General features: G+C 64.5%; 21 protein-coding genes. 10 read left to right on the plus strand and 11 right to left on the minus strand.

Annotation, left to right across the window (positions count from 1 at the left end; translation table 11 throughout):
• The first annotated feature begins 189 nt into the window (after window positions 1–189).
• A complete protein-coding gene (locus tag HU763_RS23760; RefSeq protein WP_186684085.1) occupies window positions 190–1,680 on the plus strand; it encodes a YifB family Mg chelatase-like AAA ATPase in 1,491 nt (496 codons plus the stop codon).
• Between the two features lie 67 nt (window positions 1,681–1,747).
• Here the strand turns inward: HU763_RS23760 and HU763_RS23765 are convergent, their stop codons facing one another.
• The 3 genes from HU763_RS23765 to HU763_RS23775 all read right to left on the minus strand — a co-directional run bounded on the left by HU763_RS23765 (window position 1,748) and on the right by HU763_RS23775 (window position 3,640).
• Window positions 1,748–2,176, minus strand: a complete 429-nt coding sequence (locus HU763_RS23765; RefSeq protein ID WP_186684083.1) for a DoxX family protein — start codon at window positions 2,174–2,176, stop codon at window positions 1,748–1,750.
• Window positions 2,177–2,282: 106 nt separating this feature from the next.
• On the minus strand, window positions 2,283–2,651 hold the full coding sequence (locus HU763_RS23770; protein WP_170033717.1) for a response regulator transcription factor: 369 nt from the start codon (window positions 2,649–2,651) through the stop codon (window positions 2,283–2,285).
• Complete coding sequence (locus HU763_RS23775) at window positions 2,648–3,640, minus strand: response regulator (protein ID WP_186684081.1); 993 nt, start codon at window positions 3,638–3,640, stop codon at window positions 2,648–2,650. Before HU763_RS23775 ends, HU763_RS23770 begins: the two co-directional genes overlap by 4 nt.
• Before the next feature lie 239 nt (window positions 3,641–3,879).
• Here HU763_RS23775 and HU763_RS23780 point away from each other — a divergent pair, with 239 nt between their 5' ends.
• On the plus strand, window positions 3,880–8,928 hold the full coding sequence (locus tag HU763_RS23780; protein ID WP_186684079.1) for a trifunctional serine/threonine-protein kinase/ATP-binding protein/sensor histidine kinase: 5,049 nt from the start codon (window positions 3,880–3,882) through the stop codon (window positions 8,926–8,928).
• 196 nt (window positions 8,929–9,124) lie between these two features.
• Here HU763_RS23780 and ycaC (HU763_RS23785) read toward each other — a convergent pair whose 3' ends face one another.
• Both ycaC (HU763_RS23785) and HU763_RS23790 read right to left on the minus strand, forming a co-directional pair.
• A complete protein-coding gene (ycaC, locus tag HU763_RS23785; RefSeq protein WP_170033724.1) occupies window positions 9,125–9,751 on the minus strand; it encodes an isochorismate family cysteine hydrolase YcaC in 627 nt (208 codons plus the stop codon).
• A gap of 72 nt (window positions 9,752–9,823) precedes the next feature.
• On the minus strand, window positions 9,824–10,186 hold the full coding sequence (locus HU763_RS23790) for a helix-turn-helix domain-containing protein (protein ID WP_186684077.1): 363 nt from the start codon (window positions 10,184–10,186) through the stop codon (window positions 9,824–9,826).
• 181 nt (window positions 10,187–10,367) lie between these two features.
• Here HU763_RS23790 and HU763_RS23795 point away from each other — a divergent pair, with 181 nt between their 5' ends.
• The 4 genes from HU763_RS23795 (at window position 10,368) to HU763_RS23810 (ending at window position 14,144) form a co-directional block, all read left to right on the plus strand.
• Window positions 10,368–11,345 (plus strand): GlxA family transcriptional regulator, encoded by a 978-nt coding sequence (locus HU763_RS23795; protein WP_186684432.1) that lies wholly within the window; start codon window positions 10,368–10,370, stop codon window positions 11,343–11,345.
• 237 nt (window positions 11,346–11,582) lie between these two features.
• Window positions 11,583–13,370 carry a monovalent cation:proton antiporter-2 (CPA2) family protein gene (locus HU763_RS23800; protein WP_186684075.1) on the plus strand — a complete coding sequence of 596 codons (1,788 nt, stop codon included), beginning with the start codon at window positions 11,583–11,585 and terminating at the stop codon, window positions 13,368–13,370.
• A 194-nt stretch (window positions 13,371–13,564) separates the two neighbouring features.
• Window positions 13,565–13,795, plus strand: coding sequence for a hypothetical protein (locus HU763_RS23805; RefSeq protein ID WP_200626541.1), 231 nt, complete (start codon window positions 13,565–13,567; stop codon window positions 13,793–13,795).
• The gene (locus HU763_RS23810) at window positions 13,788–14,144 is read left to right on the plus strand and encodes a PBECR2 nuclease fold domain-containing protein (protein WP_200626542.1); all 357 of its coding nucleotides are present in this window, start codon (window positions 13,788–13,790) and stop codon (window positions 14,142–14,144) included. Before HU763_RS23805 ends, HU763_RS23810 begins: the two co-directional genes overlap by 8 nt.
• A gap of 195 nt (window positions 14,145–14,339) precedes the next feature.
• On the opposite strand, the gene ycaC (HU763_RS23815) is transcribed toward HU763_RS23810, so the two are convergent.
• Window positions 14,340–14,969 carry an isochorismate family cysteine hydrolase YcaC gene (ycaC, locus tag HU763_RS23815; RefSeq protein WP_186684073.1) on the minus strand — a complete coding sequence of 210 codons (630 nt, stop codon included), beginning with the start codon at window positions 14,967–14,969 and terminating at the stop codon, window positions 14,340–14,342.
• Between the two features lie 280 nt (window positions 14,970–15,249).
• Here ycaC (HU763_RS23815) and HU763_RS23820 point away from each other — a divergent pair, with 280 nt between their 5' ends.
• On the plus strand, window positions 15,250–16,161 hold the full coding sequence (locus HU763_RS23820) for a LysR substrate-binding domain-containing protein (protein WP_186684071.1): 912 nt from the start codon (window positions 15,250–15,252) through the stop codon (window positions 16,159–16,161).
• On the opposite strand, the gene HU763_RS23825 is transcribed toward HU763_RS23820, so the two are convergent.
• Entirely contained in the window at window positions 16,122–17,321 is a 1,200-nt protein-coding gene (locus HU763_RS23825; RefSeq protein WP_186684069.1) for a YbfB/YjiJ family MFS transporter, read from the minus strand. The genes HU763_RS23820 and HU763_RS23825 overlap by 40 nt on opposite strands.
• A gap of 128 nt (window positions 17,322–17,449) precedes the next feature.
• Between HU763_RS23825 and HU763_RS23830 the strand changes: the two genes are divergently transcribed.
• From HU763_RS23830 to HU763_RS23840, 3 genes are all read left to right on the plus strand, one after another.
• Window positions 17,450–18,307: a LysR family transcriptional regulator gene (locus HU763_RS23830; protein WP_186684067.1), complete on the plus strand. Its 858-nt coding sequence runs from the start codon at window positions 17,450–17,452 to the stop codon at window positions 18,305–18,307.
• Between the two features lie 83 nt (window positions 18,308–18,390).
• Window positions 18,391–19,653, plus strand: a complete 1,263-nt coding sequence (locus HU763_RS23835; protein ID WP_186684065.1) for an OprD family porin — start codon at window positions 18,391–18,393, stop codon at window positions 19,651–19,653.
• Window positions 19,654–19,655: 2 nt separating this feature from the next.
• Entirely contained in the window at window positions 19,656–21,254 is a 1,599-nt protein-coding gene (locus tag HU763_RS23840) for an MFS transporter (protein WP_186684064.1), read from the plus strand.
• Window positions 21,255–21,420: 166 nt separating this feature from the next.
• Here HU763_RS23840 and HU763_RS23845 read toward each other — a convergent pair whose 3' ends face one another.
• From HU763_RS23845 to ycaC (HU763_RS23860), 4 genes are all read right to left on the minus strand, one after another.
• Complete coding sequence (locus HU763_RS23845; RefSeq protein ID WP_186684431.1) at window positions 21,421–23,262, minus strand: amidohydrolase; 1,842 nt, start codon at window positions 23,260–23,262, stop codon at window positions 21,421–21,423.
• A gap of 367 nt (window positions 23,263–23,629) precedes the next feature.
• A complete protein-coding gene (locus HU763_RS23850; RefSeq protein ID WP_186684063.1) occupies window positions 23,630–24,448 on the minus strand; it encodes an alpha/beta fold hydrolase in 819 nt (272 codons plus the stop codon).
• A gap of 38 nt (window positions 24,449–24,486) precedes the next feature.
• Window positions 24,487–25,053: an antibiotic biosynthesis monooxygenase gene (locus HU763_RS23855; protein WP_186684062.1), complete on the minus strand. Its 567-nt coding sequence runs from the start codon at window positions 25,051–25,053 to the stop codon at window positions 24,487–24,489.
• A gap of 115 nt (window positions 25,054–25,168) precedes the next feature.
• Entirely contained in the window at window positions 25,169–25,798 is a 630-nt protein-coding gene (gene ycaC, locus HU763_RS23860; protein ID WP_186684061.1) for an isochorismate family cysteine hydrolase YcaC, read from the minus strand.
• Between the last annotated feature and the right edge of the window lie 252 nt (window positions 25,799–26,050).

The raw sequence follows: 26,050 nt of genomic DNA on the forward strand, positions 1-26,050 counted from the left end.
CCCAATAACACTAAGCCATACCTGGCACTTGCGCAAAGTGATTGGATCCATTCTCTGCAGCGCATCAAAGTCCGCAACAAAACCTGCCTCGCAAAACCCGGAAGCACACTTCCTGCGCTGGCCTGCAGGGTGCCCGCTATGCTTGCAAAGCCGCAGGAAGCGGCCTTTTCCAGCGACAACGGAGCGTCCATGTCCCTAGCCCTCGTCCATAGCCGCGCCCAGGTGGGCGTACAGGCACCAGCGGTCAGTGTCGAAACTCACCTGGCCAATGGTTTGCCCCATCTCACCCTGGTCGGCCTGCCGGAAACCACGGTCAAGGAAAGCAAGGACCGGGTGCGCAGCGCCATTGTCAATTCCGGGCTGAACTACCCGCCGCGGCGCATCACCCAGAACCTTGCGCCCGCCGACCTGCCCAAGGATGGCGGGCGCTACGACCTGGCCATTGCCCTGGGCATCCTGGCCGCCGATGGCCAGGTGCCAACGGCGCCGTTAACCGAACTTGAATGCCTGGGTGAACTGGCTTTGTCTGGCAAGCTGCGCCCGGTTCAGGGCGTGCTGCCCGCAGCGCTGGCAGCACGCGATGCAGGCAGGGCGCTGGTGGTGCCGCGGGAAAATGCCGAGGAAGCCAGCCTGGCTGGCGGTCTGGTGGTGTATGCGGTGGGGCATCTGCTGGAACTGGTCGCCCACCTGAACGGCCAGGTACCACTGCCGCCTTATGCCGCCAACGGCCTGATACTGCAGCAACGCCCCTACCCGGACCTGAGCGAGGTGCAAGGCCAGCTGGCGGCCAAGCGCGCATTGCTGCTGGCCGCGGCCGGGGCGCATAACCTGTTGTTCACCGGGCCACCCGGCACTGGCAAGACCTTGCTCGCCAGCCGCCTGCCGGGGCTGCTGCCGCCGCTGGACGAGCACGAGGCGCTGGAAGTGGCTGCGATCCGCTCGGTGAGTGGCCATACACCGCTGAGCAGTTGGCCGCAGCGGCCCTTTCGCCATCCGCACCACTCGGCCTCCGGCCCGGCGTTGGTCGGTGGCGGCAGCCGACCGCAGCCGGGCGAAATCACCCTTGCCCACCATGGTGTGCTGTTTCTGGATGAGCTGCCGGAATTCGAACGGCGGGTACTGGAAGTGCTGCGCGAGCCCCTGGAATCCGGCGAGATCGTGATTGCCCGGGCCCGCGACAAGGTGCGCTTCCCCGCCCGGTTCCAGTTGGTGGCGGCAATGAACCCGTGCCCTTGTGGCTACCTGGGCGATCCCACCGGGCGCTGTCGCTGCAGCACCGAGCAGATCGCGCGGTACCGCAACAAGCTGTCCGGGCCGTTGCTGGACCGTATCGACCTGCACCTGACCGTGGCCCGCGAGAGCACCACGCTGAACAACCAGCCTTGCGGTGAAACCAGTGCCGACGTCGCCGCCAAGGTTGCCGAGGCACGGGACGTCCAGCAAAGACGGCAAGGATGCGCCAATGCGTTTCTAGACCTTGACGGGCTGCGCCGTAATTGCGGACTGGCAGCGGCAGACCAGGCCTGGCTGGAGAGTGCGTGTGAACGGCTGACCCTGTCGTTGCGCGCGGCGCACCGTTTGCTGAAGGTGGCGCGAACACTGGCCGATCTGGAAGGTAGCCAGGCAATTGGCCGGGCGCACCTGGCCGAGGCCCTGCAGTACCGGCCGGGGAGCAGTTAGCTTGTCAGGGCTGCGCTTTACCTGTGGGGCTTGCCGGCGATGGGTCGCAAAGCGGCCTAAACATCCGTCAGGCAACCTTGCTCCGGCAGCAAAGCCCGGCAACCGAATAGGCTCCCGGCCCGGTCAAGGCAAGCCCGCCATAAAGGGCCACCAGCAACCAGGCAAACTGCCCCTGCTCCAGCGTCCAGTCCGGGTGCACCACCACCAGCGCTATCAGCAATACCGCCAGCACCGGCAGGCAAGCCAGGCGTGCGGCCACCCCCAGCATCAGCAGCAGCGGGCAGACCACTTCGGCAAATACTGCCAGCCCCAACGTCAGCGATGCGCCAAGACCGAAGGGGTCCTCAATGCGCTGCAGCTCTGCGCTCCAATTCAACAGTTTGGGCAGGCCATGGATGAACAGCAGCAGCAAGGCGGCCATGACCCGCAGGAACAACAGGCCGCTGTCGGTCAGGCGTGGCGATGGGGCATCAAGGAAAGGCTTCAGGCGAGGCATGACTCTGGCTCTCTGGTCGATCAGCCCGGGAGCATTGCGCAGCGCCAGGTAAATTGATTGTGCAGATGTGCTGGGTCGACTGCCGTATTGGTGCGGAGCCCGCGCATCACCGGCTACCGGCGAGTGCCTGTTCTACCGCCTTGAGCAACACCTCTTCAGAAAACGGCTTGCCCAGGCAGGCCAGCGCCCCCTGCCCCATCGCCGCCTGCACCGAGCCATCATCCCAGTGCGCCGACATGCAGATCACCGGCAAACGCCAGCTCCGCTGCGCCAGCTCACGCTGTACCTCCAGCCCGCTCATGCCCGGCATCTTCAGGTCCAGCAACACACAGCCCGCCTCGCCCGCCAGTGGCGATGCCAGGAAGGCTTCCCCCGCGGCAAACGTCAGGGTCTCGAAGCCCGCCGAACGCAGCAGGTTGGCCAGGCTTTTACGCACCGACGCATCGTCGTCGACGATGCACACCCCTCTGCTCATGCGCCGCCCAGGCCCTCAGGTCGTGCTCCGAGGACGTTGTGCATGGCCACCAGCTCAACGAGCGAGCGGGACTGCATCTTGTTCATGATGTTCTTCTTGTGCACCTTGGTGGTCACCTCGCTGGTGCCGATCTGCCGGGCGATCTGCTTGTGCGACAAACCGCCGACCACCAGCGAGAACACCTGGCGTTCACGCTGGGTCAGGCGCTGGTACTTTTCCTCGACCTGCCGCGCGTGGTGCCACTTGCGCCCCTCGGTCACGGCACGGCTGCGCACCGCCTGCAACAGGGTCAGCAACTGGTCTTCCTCGAACGGCTTGGTCAGGAATTCCACCGCCCCGGCACGCATGGCCTGGACGGTCATCGGGATGGTGCCGAAGCCAGTCATGAACACGATCGGCCAGGGCAACGCCAGCCGGCGCAGTGCCTCCTGTACCTCCAGGCCGCTGGTGCCGGGCAGGTGCATGTCCAGCAGCAGGCAGGCACAGGGCGTTTCCAGGCAGCCTTCGAACAGCGCCTCGGCACTGGCAAACAAGTGATGCGGGATGTCCTGCGAGCGCAACAGGCGGCCCAGAGCATTGCGCACCGACGGGTCGTCATCCACGACCAGCACCGGCACCTCCAAGCGCTCACCAAGCGGCTCGACGGTCTCGGCCACGCTGCGCAGCAATGCCTTGCTCATCGCCTGGCCTGGCACTTCGAGGCTGATTTCGGCGGCCAGGCGATAACCCCGACGCGGCACGGTCTGGATCAGCCCACGGTCACCAAAGGCCTTGCGCAGCAAGGACACCTGTACCTGCAGGTTATTGTCCTCGACCACCGTGCCGGCCCACACCTGGCTGAACAGCTCTTCCTTGCCGACGACCCGGCCGTTGGCCCTGATCAAAGTGGCCAGTACCTCGAACGCACGCCCACCCAGCAGGATCGGCTTGCCGTCGACAAAGACTTCGCGCCGCTCCAGCGACACCTGGGCATTGCCTATTCGGATCATGGCTTCCTCGCGCGGGCACGGGCGTTTTCGCTGCCTGGGCAGCCTAGGCCAGCGTACGCGTTCAGACAATTATCCCGAGGGATAGGTTGGCTTGAGGACTATACAAAAGCCCGCCAGCCCCAAGGGGACGATAACGGACAACAGCGTGCCCGTTCCTGCCAAGCAAGCTGCAACCCGCATCCTTGCTGGGCTCGCTGCGTATACTCGCGCCTCGGGATGTCGCTAGCAGGGGGTGCTCTATGCTCGATGAACGCCTTGCCCACAGGCCCATCGATTACGACCAGTCAATCGATGAGGGCTGGCTGAACCGATGCGAGATCAGCGCACTGGGCCAGGAAGGTGAGCTCAGTTACTTCCGCCTGCGCGACCCGGCTACCCACCAGGCCTGGATTGCGGTGCGCGCCCCGCTCGAGGCCCCCACTGCCTGCCAGCGCCTGGAACGTGACTACCGCCTGCAACTGGACCCGCAGTGGGCGGTGATCCCGTCGGCATTCGTGCGCTCGGCCGAAGGCCCGTTGCTGGTGTATCCGGCTGGCCGCTCAGTCGCCGACCTGATCGCTGAAGGCCCCGTGGCGCTGACGCCGTTTCTCGACATCGCAGTGAATGCGGCGCATGCACTGGCGCTGGCGCACGAACGCAATGTACTGCACGGTGCGCTGCAGCCCGAGCATGTGTGCCTGCGTGCCCAGCAGCGGGTGCGGCTGGGCTTCTTTCGCGCCGACCCGGCACAGCGGATCAGCGAACAGGGTACCCCGCCCGGCAACTGGGCCTACCTGGCACCCGAACAGGTTTGCCCGCACGGTAGCAGCAGCGACCGCCGCAGTGACATCTATGCCCTGGGCGCAATCCTCTACCAGCTATTGCTGGGCGAGCTGCCGCTGGCCGGGCGCGACACCCAGCACTGGCGCCAGCTGCATGCCGGCGTACAGCCGCGAGCGGCCTGCGATGTGAACAGCGACGTGCCACACCCCCTCAGCCTGATCCTGGCCAAGGCCTTGGCCAAAGAGCCGGACGCCCGTTACCAGAGCGCGCGCGCCCTTGCAGTGGACCTGGCTCACTGCCAGCGGCAGTGGGCAGCCACGCAAGCCATAGCGCCCTTCACTCCAGGCTGCGCCGACCCGGTCGCACCCAGCCGCGCACGCCTGTATGGTCGCAGCGCCGAACAGCAAGCCATCGCCCTGCTGCTCAAGGCCATGCGCCGCGACAGCAAGCCACAGGTACTGCTCGTCAACGGTGCTGCCGGCATGGGCAAGTCGAGCCTGGTCGAAGCCGCACTCAAGGCCGACGTCGAGGGCTACCGGGCCGTCGGCAAATGCAACAGCCTGGCCCAGGCCGTGCCCTACACGCCCTGGGTGGAAATCCTCGGTGCGCTGACCACCCAGTTGCTGGCCACCAACAGCCAGGACCTCGACACCCTGCGTCGCGAGATCCTGCGCCGCATCAAAGGCCATGGCCGCCTGCTCGGCAAACTGGCGCCGGATTTGCAACTCATCCTCGGCCCGCTGCCCCAACTACCGGCCAAGCTCACGCGCCTTGCGCTGCACAAGGAATTGCACGCGATCGTCGAATTCCTGCAGGTGTTCAGCCGCCCTGGGCAACCGCTGGTGTTGTTCTTCGACGACCTGCAATGGGCCGACGACGCCAGCCGGCAACTGCTGGCCCAACTGCTGGCTGACGCGCCCGATAACCTGTTGCTGATTTTCGCCCGCTGCAACGACGCGTGCGCCAGCAGCGCGCCGCTGGCCATACCCGCAGCGCTGCGCAGCACCACGCTGAGCCTGCAGCCGTTGGCTGTGGAGGCGGTGACCGAGCTGATTGGCGAGCGCTACCACGTCGCCACCGCGGACGCGTTGCCGCTGGCCGAACGGGTGCACGACAAGACCGCCGGCAATCCGTTCTTCATCAACCAGATCCTCAAGGCCATGGTCGAAGACCAGCTGTTCACCTTCGACACCCAGGCCATGCGCTGGTCGTGGTCCCTGCAGGCCGTGGCCCGACACTGCTACGCCGACAATGTCGCCGACCTGATGGTGCAGCGCCTGGCGCGCCTGCCGGCAGCGCAACGCGAGCTGTTGCGGGTCGCCAGCGCGGCGGGCAGCCGCTGCGATGAACGCCTGCTCCGGCAGGTGCTCGCGCAGCCGCCAGGCGAACCGTTGAAAGCCTTGATTGGCGCGGGTTTCCTGCAACCGGGCCAGAACGGCCTGAGCTTCACGCATGACCGCGTGATGGAAGCCGCTTACGCGCTGACCGCCGAGCACGAGCGCCCCTCGCTGCATGCCCGCATTGCCCTGGCCATGCGCAAGGCTTGGCCAGAGTACCTGCACGAGGTGCTGTTCGAACTCGCCAGCCAGCTGCAACGCGCCAGCCCATGCGGGTTTGCAGCGGATGACTGCGAAGCGTTCCTGCAGCTTTTGCGCGAAGCCGCAGCACGCGCACGCGACGGCGGCGCCTTCGAGCAAGCCGCTGACTATCTGCACACCGCCGAGCAGTTGCTGCACCACTGTGCCTCGCGGGAAAGCCGCGCCACGCATGGCTTTGCCATCGCCTGCATGGCGACCGAGTGCGATATCCAGCTGTCGCGGACGGGCACCGCCGAGGCGCGCCTCACCGAGTGCCGCCAGCGCGCACGCTCGTTGCTGGACCAGGCACGAGCGTGCCGGCTGCAGGCGCTGCTGCAAACCCTGCGCGGCGACTATCAGGCGGCTATCGACAGCGCCCTGTCCGGCCTGGACTTGCTGGGTATGAGCCCGGTACGGGGCGTCGATTGGCAACAGGTCGAGGCCAGTCATGCCCAGGTACAGGCTTTGGTCGAACAACAAGGCCGGCATTGCCTGGAATCGCTGCCGCGCACCGACTCGGAGGAGGTAACGGTTGCGATCAGCCTGCTGGCCACGCTGTCATCATCGTTTTTCGTGAAGGACGACATCTGCTTCCTGCACCTGGCCAAACTCATGGAGATATCGCTGCTGCACGGCGTTGCCCCAGGCAGTACCTACGGCATGGCCTGGTATGGGGTAATGATTGCCGAGCGGTTCGGCGCTTACCATGACGGCCATGCCTGCTGCCTGGCCGCGCTCAAGCTGATCGAACGGCACGGTTTCGAGGCTGACTTGACCAGCGTGCTGCTGGCCCTGGACCAGGTCAGCGCCTGGACTTCGCCCATGGAGTTCGCCCGCCGCACTGCGCTGGATGCGGTCGATTCAGCGCGCCTGAGCGGCGATCTGGCAATGAGCTGCTATGCCTGCAACCACCTGGTTTCCGACTCGCTGTTCATGGGCCGCTATCTGCCGGAAGTGATCGACGAAGTGGCGCAAGGCCTGGCCACCGTGCGCCGCCACGGCTACCGCGATGTCGAACAGATCCTGCAGGCCCAGCAAGCGGTCGTCGCCACCCTGAGCGGCATGCCCTGCCCGGCCTCGGCTAGCCCGTCGAAATCGCCCACCACGCGGTTCTTCCAGCACCTGTTCAGCGGCATGGGCGCCTTCTACATGGGCAATATTGCGCAGGCCATGCGCAACCTGGCACTGGCCGCTGACAACGCGTGGGCAGCACCGGCGCATATCAACCTGGCCGACTACCACTTGTTCCGCGGCTTGGCCCTGGGCAGCCCGGAGGCACCCGGCTGCCTGGCCGACAAGCTGCGCGAGCTGCAGGCCGTGCGTGAACGCTTCAGCCGTTGGGCCGGATTCAACCCGGCCACCTTCCGCAACAAGCTGCTGCTGGTCGAAGGCGTGATCGCCAAGCTCGAAGGCGACGGCCTGGCCGCGATCCGCTGCTTCGACCAGGCGCAGATCGCTGCCACCGCCGCCGGCTTCATCCACGAGCAGGCGCTGGCCCATGAACAACTGGCCGAGGTGTGCATCCCCAGCGGCCTGATTTCCGGCGCCAACCTGCACCTGCGAATCGCCCGCGACTGCTTCCATATCTGGGGCGCGACCGGCAAGGTGCACCAGCTGGAGACGCTGCACCCGTTCCTGCGCACCCAGCCAATCCAGGAGACCTATCGCGCCACCCAGCAGGCCAAGCTGGACCTGGAAGCCGGCATCGAAGCCGCGCGCGCGCTGTCCGAGGAAGTGCTGCTCGAAGGCCTGATCGAAACCCTGATGGGCCACCTGACCCAGCACTCCGGCGCCGATCATGGTGTGTTGCTGATCGTCAGCGGCGCCGAGTTCCAGATGGCCGCCCTCGCCTACATCGACGATGACGGGTTGCACGTGAGCATGGACAATTGCCAGAAGTTCATGACCCAGGCGCCGCTGTCGGTCATCAACGCCACCATGCGCACCCGCAAGCCGCTGGTACTCAACGATGCGCTCAGCGATTGCCCGGAGGCTTTCCGCCAGCAGTTGCAGGCGCGCAATGCCCGCTCGGTGCTGTGCCTGCCACTGGTAATCCAGGGCGTGCTGATCGGCCTGGTGTACCTGGAAAACCGCCTGGTGCCGAACCTGTTCGGCAGCCAGCGCCTGGCCATGCTGGAAATCCTCGCCTCACAGGCAGCGGTGTCGCTGCAAACCGCCAAGTTCTATACCCGCCTGGCCGAAGACAACCAGACCCGCGCCCAGATGGAAGCCGAACTGCGCCGCTCGCGGGCCGAGCTGGCGCGCAGCGCGCACCTGCAGGTGATGAACGAGCTGTCGGCATCCATCGCCCACGAAATCAGCCAGCCGCTGCTGGGTATCGCTTCCAACGCCGCAGCCAGCCTGCGCTGGCTGAAACGCGCCAAACCCGACCTGGAAGAAGCGATTGCCGGCCTGGAAGACATCCGCAATGACAGCGAACGGGCCGCCAACATCGTGCGGGCGTTGCGGGCGCTGGCCAAGCAGTCGCCGATGCAACTCAAGGCGGTTAAGCTCGACGAGCTGATCCGCGAGGTGGTGCGCCTGACCTCGGCCGATGCCACCAGGAGCCGGGTCGACGTGCAGACACAGTTGCAGGCCGGGGTGTGCGTGATGGCAGACCCGGTGCAGTTGCAACAGCTGGTATTCAACCTGATCACCAATGCCCTGGAGGCGTTGGCGGGGTATCGCAGCGATGGGCTGCTGCGGATTGCCTCGGCGCTGGTCGAAGATGGCGTGGAGATCTGCGTGGACGACAATGGGCCGGGGATCGCTGCGGACGAGCGCGAGCGTGTCTTCGATGCGTTTCATACCACCAAGACCGGTGGCATGGGCATGGGTTTGGCGATCTGCAGCTCGGTGGCCCAGGCGCACGGCGGGCAGTTGCAGGCGCTGGTGTCGCAGCTGGGTGGCTGCCGGATTCGTTTCACCCTGCCGGTGAATCCTTCCTAGGCTCTGTACGAAAAGTCTTGAGACGCAGGTCAGGCAAGGCGAAAACAGCCGAGGAAGCGGAGTGTACTGGAGTACATGAGCATTCCGAGGCTGTTTTCAACGCAGCATGAACAAGTATCAAGGCTTTTCGTACAGAGCCTAGCCTGTACCGGCCCCTTCGCGGATAAACCCGCGATGGGGCCGGCGCAGGTCTACATCAACGCGAGCTCAAGGCCGCATAGCTGTTCATCAGGTTGCGGTAGTTGGGGATGCGCTGCGACAGCAGGTTGCCCAGCCCTTCGATGTCGTTGCGCCAGTCGCGATGCAGCTCACAGGCCACCGAGAACCAGTTCATCATCTGCGCACCCGCCTGGGTCATGCGCACCCAGGCCGCCTGCTGCACGGTCTCGTTGAAGGTACCCGAGGCATCGGTCACCACGAACACTTCAAAGCCTTCCGCCAGCGCCGACAGGGTCGGGAAAGCCACGCACACATCGGTCACCACACCGGCGATGATCAGCTGCTTGCGGCCAGTGGCCTTGATTGCCTTGACGAAGTCTTCGTTATCCCAGGCGTTGATCTGGCCTGGGCGGGCGATGTACGGCGCGTCCGGGAACATTTCTTTCAGCTCGGGCACCAGCGGGCCGTTCGGGCCTTGCTCGAAGCTGGTGGTGAGGATGGTCGGCAGGCCGAAGAACTTGGCCAGGTCGCCCAGCGCCAGCACGTTGTTCTTGAACTCGTTGGGCGAGAAATCCTGTACCAGCGAGATCAGGCCGGTCTGGTGGTCGACCAGCAGCACCACGGCGTCGTCTTTGTTCAAGCGCTTGTAATCGGGTTGGCTCATGGGGGTGACTCCTTGGGTTGGGATAACGGGCCGGCACTCTCCGCAGGGGTTATACCGGCGGATAGCTTTGGCTTAAGAAAGTACCTGCGCCTGACGCCAGGCCTTCGGCGGCTGGCCGACCAGACGGCTGAAGGCGCGGGTGAAATGGGCCTGGTCGCAAAAGCCGCATTCCAGGCTCACGTGGGTGATGGGCGCCTCGGTGGCGAGCAGGCGCTTGGCCTTTTCCATGCGCGCCAGCAGGCGCCAGGCCTGGGGCGACAGGCCGGTAGCTACTTTGAACGCGCGGGAGAAATGGCTGCGGGTGAGGTTGCATACCGTGGCGATCTCGATGATCGACAACGGGCTGTGCAACATCAGTTCCTTGGCCCGGCGCAGCCGCGCGGGCGTTAGTGCGCCGGGGGTTTGCAGCGGCGCTTCGGGCGTCCCAGGGTGCATGGCAACTCTCCTGTTCAATGGCAGGAAGTCTCGCCCCCGGCGCATGACAAAGTCCTGAGCCAAACCTGAATTGTTGTTAATTGTGCGCTGCTGGCCCAGGCTGTTTTGCCGATACCTTAAGATGCGTTTCGTATTCAGCTTCCGGCCGCTGCCAGTGGCCGGCATTCAAGGCGAAAGAGGCATGCAGGAAAAACCCGCCCACCGCACCGTGGCCATGGTGCTGTTCAACGATATGTTGCTGCTGGATGTCACCGGCCCCATGGATGCATTCGCCATTGCCAACCGGTTCCTGCCTGCAGAACGGCAGTACCGGCTGCTGACCTTGGCCGAGGGACCAGCAGCGGTGCGTGGCTCATGCGGCCTGAAAGTGCTGGCTGACCGGCGCCTGGAAGACCTGCCGGAATCCGTCGACCTGCTGCTGGTGCCTGGCGGCCCGGGGGCCTATGACATCGCGCTGCCCGGGATCGAGCACTGGCTGCCCCAGGCCGTGCGCCGGGCCAGGCGCTTCGGCGCCATCTGTACCGGCGTGTTCCTGCTGGGGCGGGCCGGGCTGCTGGATGGCTATCGCTGCACCACCCACTGGAACTACGTAGAGCGCCTGGCCCAGGCGTTTCCCCAGGCCAAGGTCGAAACCGAGCAGATCTATGTGATCGACCGTTGCCTGATCACGTCGGGCGGCATCACCGCAGGTATCGACCTGGCATTGGCGGTGGTCGCCGAAGATCACGGCAAGGCGCTGGCCCTGGACGTGGCCAAAGTGCTGCTGGTCGCCCGTCATCGCCAGGGCGGGCAAACGCCCTATGGGCCGTTGCTGGCGGCGGTGCCGCGGGATGACTCGCCGATTGCCCGGGTACAGGCATACATCGTCGACCATATCGAGCAGGCGTTCACCGTGCAGAAGATGGCCGACCTGGTGGCCATGAGTGGGCGCAACTTTGCCCGCACGTTCCAGCGCGAGGTGGGCATCACGCCGTTGCAGTACCTGCAGAACGCGCGCATCGACCGCGCGCGCAAGTTGCTGGAAGGCAGTGACCTGCCATTGAAGGTGGTGGCAGCACGGTGCGGGTTTGGCAGCGACCGGCACATGCGCAAGGTGTTCTGTGAACGGATTGGCATGACGCCGGCGCAGTATCGGGCACAGTTTGGTGGCGGTGAATAGTCGGATCTGCGCTGCCTTCTTCGCGGGCACGCCCGCTCCCACAGCGATAACACTGGCCTCAGGGGCAGTGTTGTACCTGTGGGAGCGGGCGTGCCCGCGAAGAGACCACCACAGGTTGTCACCTGGGCCGGGACAATGTTTCTCCGCAATAGCAGATTGTCCGACTCCATCACAACCCCCAGAATTGTCCGCCAAACTGGTCTAATGCTGCCCCGGCAGCTCATGGAGTACGAGCCAATGCCACACGAAGGCAGCCTTCTGCAAACCGCCGTGATCTTCCTGCTCGCGGCGGTCCTCGCTGTCCCCCTGGCCAAGCGCCTGCAGCTGGGGGCCGTGCTCGGCTACCTGCTTGCCGGGGTGATCATCGGCCCGCAGGCACTCGGCCTGATCCGCGATACCGAAAGCGTGGCGCACATTTCCGAACTGGGCGTGGTCTTGCTGCTGTTCATCATCGGCCTGGAACTGTCGCCCAAGCGCTTGTGGCTGATGCGCAAGGCGGTGTTCGGTGTCGGTACCGCCCAGGTGCTGCTGACCGGCGCAGTGATCGGCGCCATCGCCCTGTTCGGCTTCAGCCAGACGCTACCGGCAGCCATCGTGCTCGGCCTGGGCCTGGCCTTGTCGTCCACCGCCCTCGGCCTGCAGAGCCTGGCCGAGAGCAAGCAGCTCAACGCGCCACACGGCCGCCTGGCGTTCGCCATCCTGCTGTTCCAGGACATTGCCGCGATCCCGCTGATTGCCCTGGTCCCGCTGCTGGCCGCCAGCGGTCCGGACACCAGCGGTGGCGATAGCCTGGGGCATGGCCTGAAGGTGTTCGCCAGCATCGCCGTGGTCATCGTCGGTGGCCGTTACCTGCTGCGCCCGGTATTTCGCGCCGTGGCCCGCACGCGCCTGCCGGAAGTGTCCACGGCCACCGCATTGCTGGTGGTGATCGGCACCGCCTGGCTGATGGAACAAGCCGGTATCTCCATGGCCCTGGGTGCGTTCCTTGCCGGCCTGCTGTTGGCCGATTCGGAGTACCGCCACGAGCTGGAATCGCAGATCGAACCGTTCAAGGGCCTGCTGCTGGGGCTGTTCTTCATCAGCGTCGGCATGGGGGCCAACCTGCGCCTGCTGCTGGAGATGCCGTTGGTGCTGCTGGGCCTGACCCTGTTGCTGGTGGCGGTGAAGCTGGTGCTGCTGATCGGCGTCGGCCGTCTGGCCGGTGGCCTGAGCAGCGCCAGTGCGCTGCGCCTGGGCATGGTGCTGGCCGCAGGTGGCGAGTTCGCCTTCGTGGTGTTCAAGCTGGGCAAGGACCAGGGCCTGTTCGATACCCAGACCTACGACCTGCTGTTGATGACCATCACCCTGTCGATGGCGATTACCCCGCTGTTGATGATTGGCTGCGCCCGCGCCCTCAAGCGCCCGCAAGCGGTGCGTGAAGTGCCTGAGCAGTACAAGCAGATCCAGACCGACACGCCACGGGTGGTGATCGTCGGCATGGGCCGCATGGGCCAGATCGTCGCGCGCATCCTGCGCGCCCAGAAGATCCCGTTCATTGCCCTGGAAACATCGGTGGACACCATCGAGATGACGCGCATGTTCGAACAGGTGCCGGTGTTCTACGGCGACCCGCTGCGGCCTGAGGTGCTGCATGCGGCCAAGGTGGGTGAGGCGGAGTATTTCATCATCACCATCGATGATCCGGAGGCCGCCATCCATACGGCAGAGCGGGTCAAACGCCTGTACCCGCACCTGAAAGTGCTCGCCCGAGCGCGTAACCGCCAGCATGTGCACAAACTCGTGGATGCCGGTGCCGAACCGATTCGCGAGACGTTCTACTCCAGTCTCGAGATGACCCGCCGGGCATTGGTGGGGTTGGGCTTGAGCGACGAACAGGCGGCAGACCGCATCGAGCGGTTTACCCAGCATGACGAAGAGGTGCTGGTGGCCCAGGGGCAGGTGCGCGATGACCGGGCCAAGGTAATGCAGACGGCCAAGGAGGCGCGGGTGGAGTTGGAGCGGTTGTTTGCTTCGGATGCGGATTGAAGGAAGGCGCATAAACATAGGAAGAGGGCTCAGCCCTCTTTTTTTTGCCTCGCGATAGCGGGACTGCTGGAACCCCATTTAGGAAACGCCCTACAAGACGAGTCACTCCCCGTCTGATTGTTCGAGGAAACCCTTCTCCCTAGGCTCACTTGCCGCCATCGCGTCAGCGACACTGGTCGCAGCCAGGTATTGCATTGAGCCCCAACAACCCAGTCGCGAAGATCGCCGAGAAGAAAGGCCAGAGCACTTGGCTGGATGAAAAACTACCGGACCTCAGAACGCTTGCACGTGAATTACGTGCCCAGGCTATCGAAGAGCTGGCTGCTGCCGATTCGCATGACTCCGCAATTGAATTCGCTGCACAGTATCTGGGTTTGGATACAGATAAAGCCGGTGTTGTAACTGTCAAAACGCCCAATGGGTGATGTTCGGATTCAGCGGAGCTGTCTCTATCACATCTTCGAAAAGCGGCAAGACGCCCGAGAACGCTATGTGAAAGTAGCGCTGGATACGCTGCTCGGACCATTTGAGATCTGGCAGGTCGCCTACACCAATCGCACCCACAGGCTGGCCTTCATTGGCGTCTACGAAACCAAGCGGCAGAGGCTGGTGGTCGTGACGCTCGATAGAGGCAAAATGCTGTGGAATTTCATGCAATGCGATGCAAAGGCACTGAACAAGCATCGCCACGGTAAGCTGCTTTACAAGCGGTACACCTTTCTGGCGAGCAACGAAAAGGGCCACTGTCACCAGTGGCCCTATGTCCGTGCTTGATATTCATATACACACCCTCAAGCCGGGGTGTGGAGGTCTCACCCGACGCTGATGATTCAGCCATCGACGGGGTTCCTACACCAGCTAATGCCGCTGAATGGCAGCTGGTTTCGCGCTCAGGTGAAACGCTAACAACACTCTTGGCCCTAGTCAACAATGGCCTCCGGCAGAGGCCATCCATCAAGTTGCTTGATGTTACTTAGCCGCAGTCAGAGCGTTATAGCTGGTAATCAGATTGCGATAGTCCGGAATATGGTTGGAGCACAGCGCCGCCAGCCCTTCAATGTCGTTGCGCCAGTCGCGGTGCAGTTCACAGGCCACGCCGAACCAGGTCATCAGCTGTGCACCGGCCTGGCTCATGCGGTCGTGGGCGGCGTCGCGGGTCATGGAGTTGAAGGTGCCAGATGCGTCGGTCACCACGAACACTTCGAACTCTTCTTCCAAGGCCGACAGCGCCGGGAAGGCCACACAGACCTCGGTCACCACGCCGGCGATGATCAGCTGCTTCTTGCCGGTGGCCTTCACTGCCTTGACGAAGTCTTCGTTGTCCCAGGCGTTGATCTGGCCTGGGCGGGCGATGTACGGGGCATCTGGGAACAGCGCTTTCAGCTCGGGAACCAGCGGGCCGTTGGGGCCTTGCTCGAAGCTGGTGGTGAGGATGGTCGGCAGGTTGAAGAACTTGGCCAGGTCGGCCAGCGCCAGCACGTTGTTCTTGAACGCGTCCGGCTCGATGTCACGCACCAGCGACAGCAGGCCAGCCTGGTGGTCGACCAGCAGGACAGCGGCGTCGTCTTTGTTCAGGCGGTTGTAGGTGAATTTGCTCATGGTCTGTGCTCCTAAGGTTTATGAATTTTTCAGCAATCCGGGGTGTTTCGTGTTGATGGGCACAGATTAAAATCATCACCTTTACGGCGGTAGATAGCAGAATTTGGCTTTAGCGTTCTGATATATGAACGATGGATTTGCAGGGGCTGTACCGGCCTCTTCGCGGGTAAACCCGCTCCCACAGGGATAGCGCCGGGCTTGAGCGCTGTGCAGCACCTGTGGGAGCGGGTTTACCCGCGAAAGGGCCGGCACAGGCAACCAAGTACCCGGAGACCGATCATTGGAAGACCTTAACTCCCTCTACTACTTCACCCAGGTAGTCGAGCATGGCGGTTTCGCCCCGGCCGGGCGGGCGCTGGACATGCCCAAGTCAAAGCTCAGCCGGCGCATCGCCGACCTTGAAGACCGCCTGGGCGTGCGCCTGCTGCACCGCACCAGCCGCCATTGTTCGCTCACCGAGATCGGCCAGGCCTACTACAACCGCTGCCTGGCCATGCGCGTGGAAGCCGAGGGCGCGGCGGAGATCATCGAACGCAACCGCAGCGAACCGCGCGGCCTGGTACGCATCAGCTGCCCGACGACCCTGCTCAACTCCTGGGTCGGGCCGATGCTGACCCGCTACATGCTCAAGTACCCGCAGGTGGAACTGTTCATCGAGAGCACCAACCGCCGCGTCGACCTGCTGCACGAAGGTTTCGACGTCGCTCTGCGGGTGCGCTTCCCGCCACTGGAAAACACCGACATGGTGATGAAGGTGCTGAGCAACAGTACCCAATGCCTGGTCGGCCAGCCGCAGTATCTGGAGCAACTGCCCAAAGGCTTCGACCCGCAACTGCTCGGCACGCTGCCCAGCCTGCACTGGGGCAGCGCCCAGCGCGAATACCACTGGGAGCTGTTCCAGGGCGAGGACACCAGCCACAGTATCGTCATCCCGCATACGCCCCGCATGGTCACCGACGACCTGTTCGCACTGCGTCATTTCGTCGTCGCCGGCGTGGGCATCGCGCACCTGCCGCGGGTGGCGGTGCGCGAGGACCTGGTGGCCGGGCGGCTGGTGGAGCTGTTGCCGGGTTGGCACCCGCGCTGCGGCATTGTGCACGCGATCTTCCCGTCGCGGCGCGGTTTGCTGCCCTCGGTACGGGCCTTGATCGATCACCTGGCCGAGGAGTTCGCCATCAGCGACATGGCTTGATTGTCCCGGACCAGCATGTCCACCAGCAGTGCCAGCACCACGGCAGCGGCCGCCACGGCAAACAGCACGCCGTAGTGGCCACCGCTGGCGGCGAACAGCGCCGAATAGGCGTAGCCGGCAATGGCCTGGAAGCTGGCGAAGGACACCGTAGCACGGCTCCAGGTGGCATTCTGTCGGGCATGCCCCGGCACCAGTTGATGGACCCGCGCCAACGCCAGCGGCACGATGCCGGGCGGGAACGAGCCGATCAACAGCGCTGCGGCCCCCAGCAGGCGCAAGTCGTGGCTACCCAGCAACACAGCCAGGGCAGCCAGCTGTGCCAGCAACACCCAGCGGATGCCGGCACGCGCCCCCAGATGATCAGCCAGCAACCCGTAGAGCACCGGGCCGGCGATCGCCCCCAGGCCATACAAACCCCAGATCATTGCACCGGCATGGGTACCCGCACCCAGCCCACGGCTGACGTAGTCCACCAGAAACATCATCGGCGCCACCAAAGCGGTGGCCATCAGCGCGTACTGCCCGAACAGTACCAGCACCGCCGGTGAAACTGCAGCCGGGCCCGGTGCATGGCTGCCCTGTTGATGCTCCTGCTCGGCCGGCCACCCGAGCCAGCTGCTGAGGCTGAGCAACAGTGACAACGCGGCCAGCCCGAACCAGGTTTCCTGCAGCCCTTTGCCCAGCAGCCACGGTACCAGGCTGGCAGCACCGGCGATGCCCAGGCCAATGCCAAGGAAGATCGCACCACTGGCCAGGCCCCGCCGCGTGGCAGCGACATGCGGCAGGATCGCGCTGGCCGCCAGCACCATGATCACCCCGCCAGCAACCCCCGACAGCAGGCGCCAGGCAAAGAACCAGGCAACCGACAGCGGCCAGGCGCAGGCCAGGAATGCCAGGCTGACCAACACCATCATGCCGCGCAGCACCGCTGCGCTCGACCAGCGCCTTGCCAGCCGTCTGCCGGCCAGGGCGCCGACCAGGTAGCCGGCAAGGTTGGCCGCGCCCAGGTAGACCACCGCCGAGCTCGCGAACCAGTGCGCCTCGATCAGTGCCGGCACCAGCGGTGTATAGGCAAACCGCGCCAGGCCGATACCGACCAGGCTGGCACACAGCCCGGCCCAGATCGGCAGCCAGGGCGCGCGTTGAGTTTCTGCAGTCATGTTCTTCCCTTGCGCCGCAGGCAGCGCTTGTTGATGGCGATGGGAAAAGCATAAAGTCGCAAGGCGATGAAATAACGCAGCGATTTCTCATTGCAGGCATGCACTTTTGCATCATGGAGGACAACCTGATGAACTGGGACGACACCCGTGTTTTTCTCGCCCTGTGCCGGGAGCGGACGCTGCGCGGCGCAGCCCGCAGCCTCGGTGTCGACCAGGCGACTGTCGGCCGCCGGCTTGCTTCGCTGGAACAGGCGCTGCACGCCACGCTGTTCCTGCGTGCGGCCAATGGCTATTCGCTGACTCCCGCTGGCGAAGCGGCGATGCGCGCAGCCGTCGCGATGGAAGCCGCCGCCGCCGGCCTGCAGCGGCAGGTACTCGGCCTCGACGACCGCCTTAGCGGCGTGGTCCGGGTCACCACTACCGACTCCTTCGCCCTGGACTTCATCATCCCTGCGGTTGCCCGGCTGCGCATGGATCATCCGGGAATAGAGGTGCAGTTGCAGGCATCCACGCAAATGCTCAACCTCAGCCAGCGCGAAGCGGATATTGCCGTGCGCACGCAAAAACCGGACAACCCGGAGCTGGTGGTGCGCCGGCTGGCGCGCTGGCACAGTGGCCTGTTCGCCTCACGGGATTATCTGCAGCGCTTTGGCGAACCCGCGCCAGGCAGCAGGTTTGCCGGGCATGAGCTGGTGGTCTACCAACCTTATCTGGACAGCGGCAAGGAGGTGATGCTGGCCGGTGAGCCGATCGCGCGCGGGCGGATTGCCATGACCTGCACATCGGGGTTGATGGTGCGGCGGGCACTGGCCAGCGGGCTCGGGCTGGGCGAGTTGCCGGTGCCGCTGGGCGAGCGGGATGGGTTGCAGCAGGTGTGGGCGCACGGCAAGCCTTATGACATCTGGCTGGTGACCCATCAGGATGTGCGGCGTACGGCACGCGTGCGGGCGGTGATCGAAGCTATCGTGCAGGCTTTCGCCGACTAGCCGACTTGCCTTCCAGCACACCCTTACAAGACCGCTGGCCTATGCTTCAGCCATAGTCCCGGATCATCCCCGCTGGAGCCCCCATGATCCGCGCCAACCCCGGACCAGGCCGCGTCCTGCTCACCACCCTTGCCCTCTGCCCGTTGCTCAGCCAGGCCGACGAAGCTGGCTGGTCGCTGCTCAGCCGCAATTATTTCCTGCACAGCGACTTCCGCTCACCCTCCGCCAGCGGCCAGAACTACCGCCAGGAATGGGCCCAGGGCTTCATCGGCGACATCCGTTCCGGCTTCACCGAGGGCACGCTCGGCGTCGGTATCGATGCCCACGGTTTTCTCGGCCTCAAGCTCGACGGTGGCCGCGGCCATGCCGGTACCGGCCTGCTGCCGCGCGACAGCGATGGCCGTGCCGAGTCCGACTATTCCAGTGCCAGCGCCGCACTCAAGCTGCGCCTGGGCGACACCCAGCTGCGCTACGGCGAGATGACCGTGGAAACCCCGGTGTTCGATACCGCCGACAAACGCCTGCACCCGGAATACGCCACCGGCTGGTTGCTGGAGAACCGCAGCCTGCCCGACTGGCACCTGCAGGCCGGGCGCTTCACCGCCTTCAACAACCAGGACAACAGCGCTACCCATGATGATTTCAGCGGCTACGGCGCCAGCACCGAGAACCGCGCCATCAGCCTGGCCGGCGCTACCTTCGCGCCCCCAGGCCCATTCGGCGCTGCGCTGTACGCCGGGCAGCTGCAGGACACCTGGCGCCAGGCCTATCTCAACCTGAACCTTGCCGAGGGCAGCTGGCGCCTGGACGGTAACCTGTACAAGACCCGCGACACCGGCAACGCCAGCGCCGGGGCGATCGATACCCTCGCCTACAGCTTGCTGGGCAGATACAGCTTCGGCGCCCAGGCGCTGAGCCTGGCCTACCAGAAGGTCGAAGGCGCTACCCCGTTCGACTTCGTCGGTGGCGACTCCATCTACCTGGCCAACTCGATCAAGTACGCCGACTTCAATGGCCCCGGCGAGCGCTCATGGCAAATGCGCTATGACCTCGATTTCGCCACCCTCGGCGTGCCTGGTCTGAGCCTGATGGGCCGCTACGTCAGCGGCCGTGGCATCGACGGCAGCCACGCCCCGGCGCGCGGCGCCTACGTAGGCCAATATGGCGATGGCGGCAAGCATTGGGAGCGCGACATCGACCTGAAATACCTGGTGCAGTCGGGCGCCGCCAAGGACCTGAGCCTGTCGCTCTCCCATGTCAGCCACCGCGCCAACCAGGCCCAGGCCGGCGATGACATCGATCGCCTCTACCTGATCATCGAATACCCACTCAAAGGCAGCTTCTGATCATGAGCACATCCCCTTCAGGCGCCTGGAGCCCGTTGCGCAACACCACCTTCCGCATGCTGTGGATCGCCACCATTGCCTCCAACATCGGCACCTGGATGCACGAGGTGGGCGCCGGCTGGCTGATGACCACGCTGTCGGCGAGCCCGCTGCATGTGGCGCTGATCCAGGTGGCCGGCTCGCTGCCGATGTTCTTCCTGGCCCTGCCGGCCGGCGCCGCGGCGGACATCGTCGACAAACGCCGCTACCTGCTGCTGGTGCAGCTGTGGATGTCCGGCGTGGCCGTTGTGCTGGCAGCCTTGACCCTGCTCGGGCTGATGAACGTCACCTTGCTGCTGGCGCTGACCCTGGCGCTGGGCATCGGTACGGCGTTGATGATGCCGGCGTGGAGCGCGCTGACGCCGGAGTTGGTGGGCAAGCAGGACCTGGCCAACGCAGTGGCGCTTTCCAGTGTCGGCATCAACGTGTCCCGCGCCATCGGCCCGGCATTGGCAGGGGTGGTGGTGAGCCTGGTCGGCCCGTGGCTGACCTTTGCCCTGAATGCCGTCTCGTTCGCTGGCGTGATCCTAGTGTTGTTCCTGTGGAAACGCGAGGTGAAGGAGCCACTGCTGCCGGCCGAGCGCTTCGTTGGTGCCATGCGCACCGGGTTGCGCTTTGCCCGCAGTGCCAAGCCGTTGCAGGCGGTGATGCTACGCGCGCTGGCGTTCTTTTTCTGCGCCAGTGCCGGTACGTCACTGCTGCCACTGATCGTGCGTGGCGAGATGCGCGGCAGCGCAGCAGATTTCGGCTTGCTGCTGGCGGCCATCGGAATTGGCGCAGTGGCTGGCGCCACCTTGCTGCCACGCCTGCGCGAACGCATCAGTCGCGACCGCCTGGTGATGCTGGCCAGCCTGCTGTATGCCCTGTTCCTGTTGGCCCTGGCGCTGGTGCGCAACTTTTATGTGCTATTGCCGGCGATGCTGCTCAGCGGCGCGGCGTGGATCGCGGTGCTGTCCAACCTGCAAGTGGCGGCGCAGACCTCGGTGCCGGCCTGGGTACGGGCGCGGGCATTGTCGGTGTACATCCTGATCTTCTTTGGTGCCATGGCCGCTGGCGGGCTGCTGTGGGGCACGCTGGCCAGTCATGCATCGATCACCTTGAGCTTGCTGCTGGCCGCAGGCGGGCTGGCCTTCGGCACCCTGCTGACCTGCAGGGTGACGCTGCCGGAAACCGAAGCCGAAGAGCTGACACCGTCGCTGCACTGGCCGGTGCCGGTGCTGAGCGATAACCTCGACCAGGACAACGGGCCGGTGATGGTCACCGTCGAATACCATATCGAACCGGCCAAGGCCGCAGCCTTCCAACGGGCCGCGCGGGAGCTGGAGGCGATGCGCAAGCGCAATGGCGCATTGTCGTGGGGGTTGATGCGCGACAGTGCCGATCCGGCAGTGTGGCTGGAGTTCTTTTTTGAAGAGTCGTGGCTGGAGCATTTGCGGCACCACCACCGGGTGACCCGGGGTGAGCTGAAGATCGAGGCCCGAGTGCGGATGTTGCAGACCGATGGGGTGGAAGTGAAGATCCGGCATCTGTTGGCTGGAGGTGAGCACAAGGCTCACCATTGATGTTGGCTTTTCCGGCCTCTTCGCGGGCTCGCCCGCTCCCACAGGGATCGCACAAAGCCTGAGGGCTGTGGTGTACCTGTGGGAGCGGGCGAGCCCGCGAAGAGGCCAGCACTGAAGGAACAAAAAAAGGGACCAGATACTGGCCCCTTCTTCACATCAGCTCAGCTTAGAAAGCGAAGCACGAACAACCCAGCGCCCCCCAGAAGCCCTGGAAGTCATTCACTGGCACATTCGAATGCCGTGCTTTCTCATGACTGTGCGCATGTACCCCGCAAGGCCCGACGCACTGGTGCGCCACTGCCGCCAGCGACGGCGTACCGACGCGCCAGTGGCCCGGTACCTTGGTCACCGGCGACCACTCCGGCAGCACCGGCACCTGTGGCGGGCCGAGCTTGTCGAACTCTGCCGCGGCGTACACCACCTTGCCATCTACCACGGTCAGCACCGACTCGATGCCCTTGATCGCTTCTTCGTCGACGCTGAAGAAGTCCAGCGACAGTGCCGCCAGGTCGGCCAGCTGGCCCACCTTGATCTGCCCCTTCTTGCCCTGCTCGCTGGAGAACCAGGCACTGCCCTGGGTAAACAGCTGCAATGCGGTGTCACGGCTGAGACCTTCCGGGTACAGCTCCATGCCGCCGACGGTCTTGCCGCTGACCAGCCAGTACAGCGAGGTCCATGGGTTGTAGCTGGACACGCGAGTAGCGTCGGTACCGGCACCCACCGGCACGCCCATGTCGAGCATGCGCTTGATCGGCGGGGTCTGCTCGGCAGCCTTGGCGCCGTAGCGGTCGACGAAGTACTCACCCTGGAAGGCCATGCGGTCCTGGATGGCGATGCCACCGCCCAGCGCACGCACGCGTTCGATGTTCTGCGGGGTGATGGTTTCGGCGTGGTCGAAGAACCACGGCAGGCCATTGAACGGAATGTCGCGGTTGACCTTCTCGAACACGTCGAGCATGCGCGTGATCGATTCGTTGTAGGTGGCGTGCAGGCGGAATGGCCAGCGCTGTTCGACCAGGTGGCGCACCACCGGCTCCAGCTCTTGCTCCATGGTCTGCGGCAGGTCCGGGCGCGGCTCGAGGAAGTCCTCGAAGTCGGCGGCGGAGAACACCAGCATCTCGCCGGCGCCGTTGTGGCGCAGGAAGTCGGTGCCGCTGTGCAGCTTGACGCTGGAGGTCCACTTACGGAAGTCGTCCAGCTCTTCCTTGGGTTTCTGGGTGAACAGGTTGTAGGCGATGCGCACGGTCAACTGGTTGTTGTCGGCCAGTTGCTGGATCACCTGATAGTCGTCCGGGAAGTTCTGGTAACCGCCACCGGCATCGATGGCGCTGGTCAGGCCCAGGCGATTGAGTTCACGCATGAACTGGCGGGTAGAGTTGACCTGGTACTCCAGCGGCAACTTCGGCCCCTTGGCCAGGGTGGCGTAGAGGATCATCGCGTTGGGGCGGGCGATCAGCATGCCGGTCGGGTTGCCGAACTTGTCGCGCTGGATCTCGCCACCCGGCGGGTTAGGCGTGTCCTTGCTGTAGCCGACAGCCTTGAGCGCAGCGCGGTTGAGCAATGCGCGGTCATACAGATGCAGCAGGAACACTGGCGTGTCCGGCGCGGCCTGGTTGATCTCTTCCAGGGTGGGCATACGTTTTTCGGCGAACTGGAATTCGTTCCAGCCACCGACCACGCGCACCCATTGCGGGGTAGGCGTGCGCGCGGCCTGGTCCTTGAGCATGCGCAGGGCATCGGCCACCGAGGGTACGCCTTCCCAGCGCAGCTCCAGGTTGTAGTTCAGGCCGCCACGAATCAGGTGCAGGTGCGAGTCATTCAGGCCCGGAATGACCGTGCGCTGCTTGAGGTCGATAATTTGCGTGGAGGCGCCCTTGTGGGCCATGGCCTCGGCGTCGTTACCCACGGCGATGAAGCGGCCATCCTTGATGGCGACGGCGGTCGCGATGGGCTTTTCACGATCAACGGTGTGCAGTTTGCCGTTGAACAGAATCAGGTCGGCGGTCATGGAACCTCCTTGAGTGGATGCGTAAGCGGAACCGGTAAAGGGCAATGCGGACCAGAGCGCGCCGGCGGCACCGAGCACGCTGCTGGTGGCGAGGAACTGGCGACGGGTCTTGTCGTTGCGGTCCTGGGACATGGTCTTCTCCGTCTGGTGGCGGCGCCGGCAGGCGCAACTGCGGAGCATGCCGGTTGGTGCAAGGCCAGGGCTTGGATGGATGTGCGGTGGGTTGTAGAAGGTTAGCCCTGTTCAAGCTTTGTGCTGCCTGGGCCGGCCTCTTCGCGGGCAAGCCCGTTTCCCACAGGTAGGTCACAAGGCCTGAGGCCTGCGCCGTACCTGTGGGAGCGGGCGAGCCCGCGAATGCCTGGCACAATTACTTCTGCAAGAACGCCAACAGGTCCTCGTTCAGCTGCTGCGCATGCGTCACGGCAAACCCGTGCGGCGCTCCGGCATACGCCTTCAGTTCAGCCCCACGAATCAGTTCCGCCGCCTGCTTGCCGGTGGTCTCGAACGGCACGATCTGGTCGTCGTCGCCATGGATCACCAGGGTCGGCACATCGACCTTGGCCATGTCCGGGCGGAAGTCGGTCTCGGAGAATGCCGTCACGCAGTCCAGGGTGCCCTTGATCGACGCCATCAGCGCGATGTTCAAGGTTTGCGTCTGCACGCCCTGGGACACCTGCTGCCCATGGTTCAGGCCATAGAACGGCGTGGCGAAATCGGCGATGAACTGCGCCCGGTCGGCACGCAGACCGGCGCGGATGCCTTCGAACACCGACTGGTCGACACCCTGTGGGTTATCGTCACGCTTGCCGAAGATCGGCGTCACCGCACCGAGCAAGACCAGGCCGGCCACACGCTCGCTACCGTGACGGGCAATGTAGCGGCTGACATCGCCACCACCCATCGAGAAGCCCACCAGGGTCACCTCACGCAGGTCGAGGTGTTCGATCAGCTGGGCGATGTCGTCGGCGAAGGTGTCGTAGTCGTAGCCGCTCCACGGCTGGCTCGAACGGCCAAAGCCACGGCGGTCGAAGGCGATGGCGCGGTAACCGCGGCTGGCCAGGAACTCCATCTGCGAATCCCACATGTCGGCATCCAACGGCCAGCCATGGCTGAACAGCACAGGCTTGCCACTGCCCCAGTCCTTGTAATAGATCGAAGTGCCATCGCGGGTAACGAACGTGCTCATGTTGGTATCTCCTTGAAAATGTCGAGGTGAAGGCTTGCTCAGCCGCGCAACCAGTTGGCGCAGCGACGGGTGACCCAGGGCATGATGTAGAACACCACGGGCAGGATGACGAACAGGTTGCCGATCAGGTTGCCGGTGATTGCGCCACCCAACTGCGGAAAGCGCGCGAACAGCGGCGCCAACAGATGCGGAACGATCAGGGTCATCGGGCAGATCACCAGGTAGGTCAGCAGCGCCTGCTTCCAGCGCGGCGGTTGCGCTGCGCGGGTATTCGGCGGGGTGAACCAGAACTCCGGGTCGTCATGCACCTGGGTGTGGTCACCGCCTTCGAGCAACGGCAGCACTTCGTTGACCAGTGCCTGGCGTTCGGCCGAGTTGACCCAGGCTTGCAGCAGGCTGGCGTCGGCGAAGCGCACCACCGTGGTGAAGTGCAGCCCGCCGTCGTCAGGGCGAATGACGTTGACGTCCAGGTGCCCCGGCTGCCGCCGTGCAGCGCTGACCGTGCGCTTGAGCCAAGCTTCGTAGGCGGCCAGCGACGCGGTGCGGACCTTGTGCTGGATGACCAGGGTCACCACGTTGCGGTTGTCTTGGAATGCGGTGTTCATCGGCGTTCCTTGGGATGAGCTTGCCCGCAGCAACTGTGCAACGACGGACGGGCGGAGGATTGGACGGGTGTGCTGCACTGGCCGGGCACCGACTGGCGGTGCCCGGGACCGAGGCTTACTTGTTGGCGTTGAAGGCGTTGTAGCTGGTCATCAGGTTGCGGTAGTCAGGGATGTGGTTGGAGCACAGCGCCGCCAGGCCTTCGATGTCGTTGCGCCAGTCACGGTGCAGCTCGCAGGCCACGCCGAACCAGGTCATCATTTGCGCGCCAGCGCGGCTCATGCGGTCATGGGCAGCATCGCGGGTCATTTCGTTGAAGGTGCCGGAAGCATCGGTCACCACGAACACTTCGAACTCTTCTTCCAGGGCCGACAATGCCGGGAAGGCCACACAGACCTCGGTCACCACGCCGGCGATGATCAGCTGCTTCTTGCCGGTGGCCTTCACTGCCTTGACGAAGTCTTCGTTGTCCCAGGCATTGATCTGGCCTGGGCGGGCGATGTACGGGGCGTCCGGGAACAGCGCTTTCAGCTCGGGAACCAGCGGGCCGTTGGGGCCTTGCTCGAAGCTGGTGGTGAGGATGGTCGGCAGCTTGAAGAACTTGGCCAGGTCGGCCAGCGCCAGCACGTTGTTCTTGAACGCGTCCGGCTCGATGTCGCGCACCAGCGACAGCAGGCCAGCCTGGTGGTCGACCAGCAGGACAGCGGCGTCGTCTTTGTTCAGGCGGTTGTATTTGAAGTTGGTCATGGTCGTTGCTCCTAAGGTTTTGAAGTTCAGTAAGTTGGGTGTTTCGCGTTGATGGGAGAAGATTAAAACCATGACCTTTTTGGCGGTAGATAGCGATTCTTGGCTCTAGCGTTCTGTTTTATGAACGATGGTTTTGTGTAGGCTGTACCGGCCTCTTCGCGGCTAAAGCCGCTCCCACAGGGATTGCGCTGGATTTGAATCGTGCGCAGTACCTGTGGGGGCGGCTTTAGGCGCGAAGAGGCCGGCACAGGC

The sequence above is a fragment of the Pseudomonas anuradhapurensis genome (genome assembly GCF_014269225.2).
In the GTDB taxonomy this organism is placed as follows: domain Bacteria; phylum Pseudomonadota; class Gammaproteobacteria; order Pseudomonadales; family Pseudomonadaceae; genus Aquipseudomonas; species Aquipseudomonas anuradhapurensis.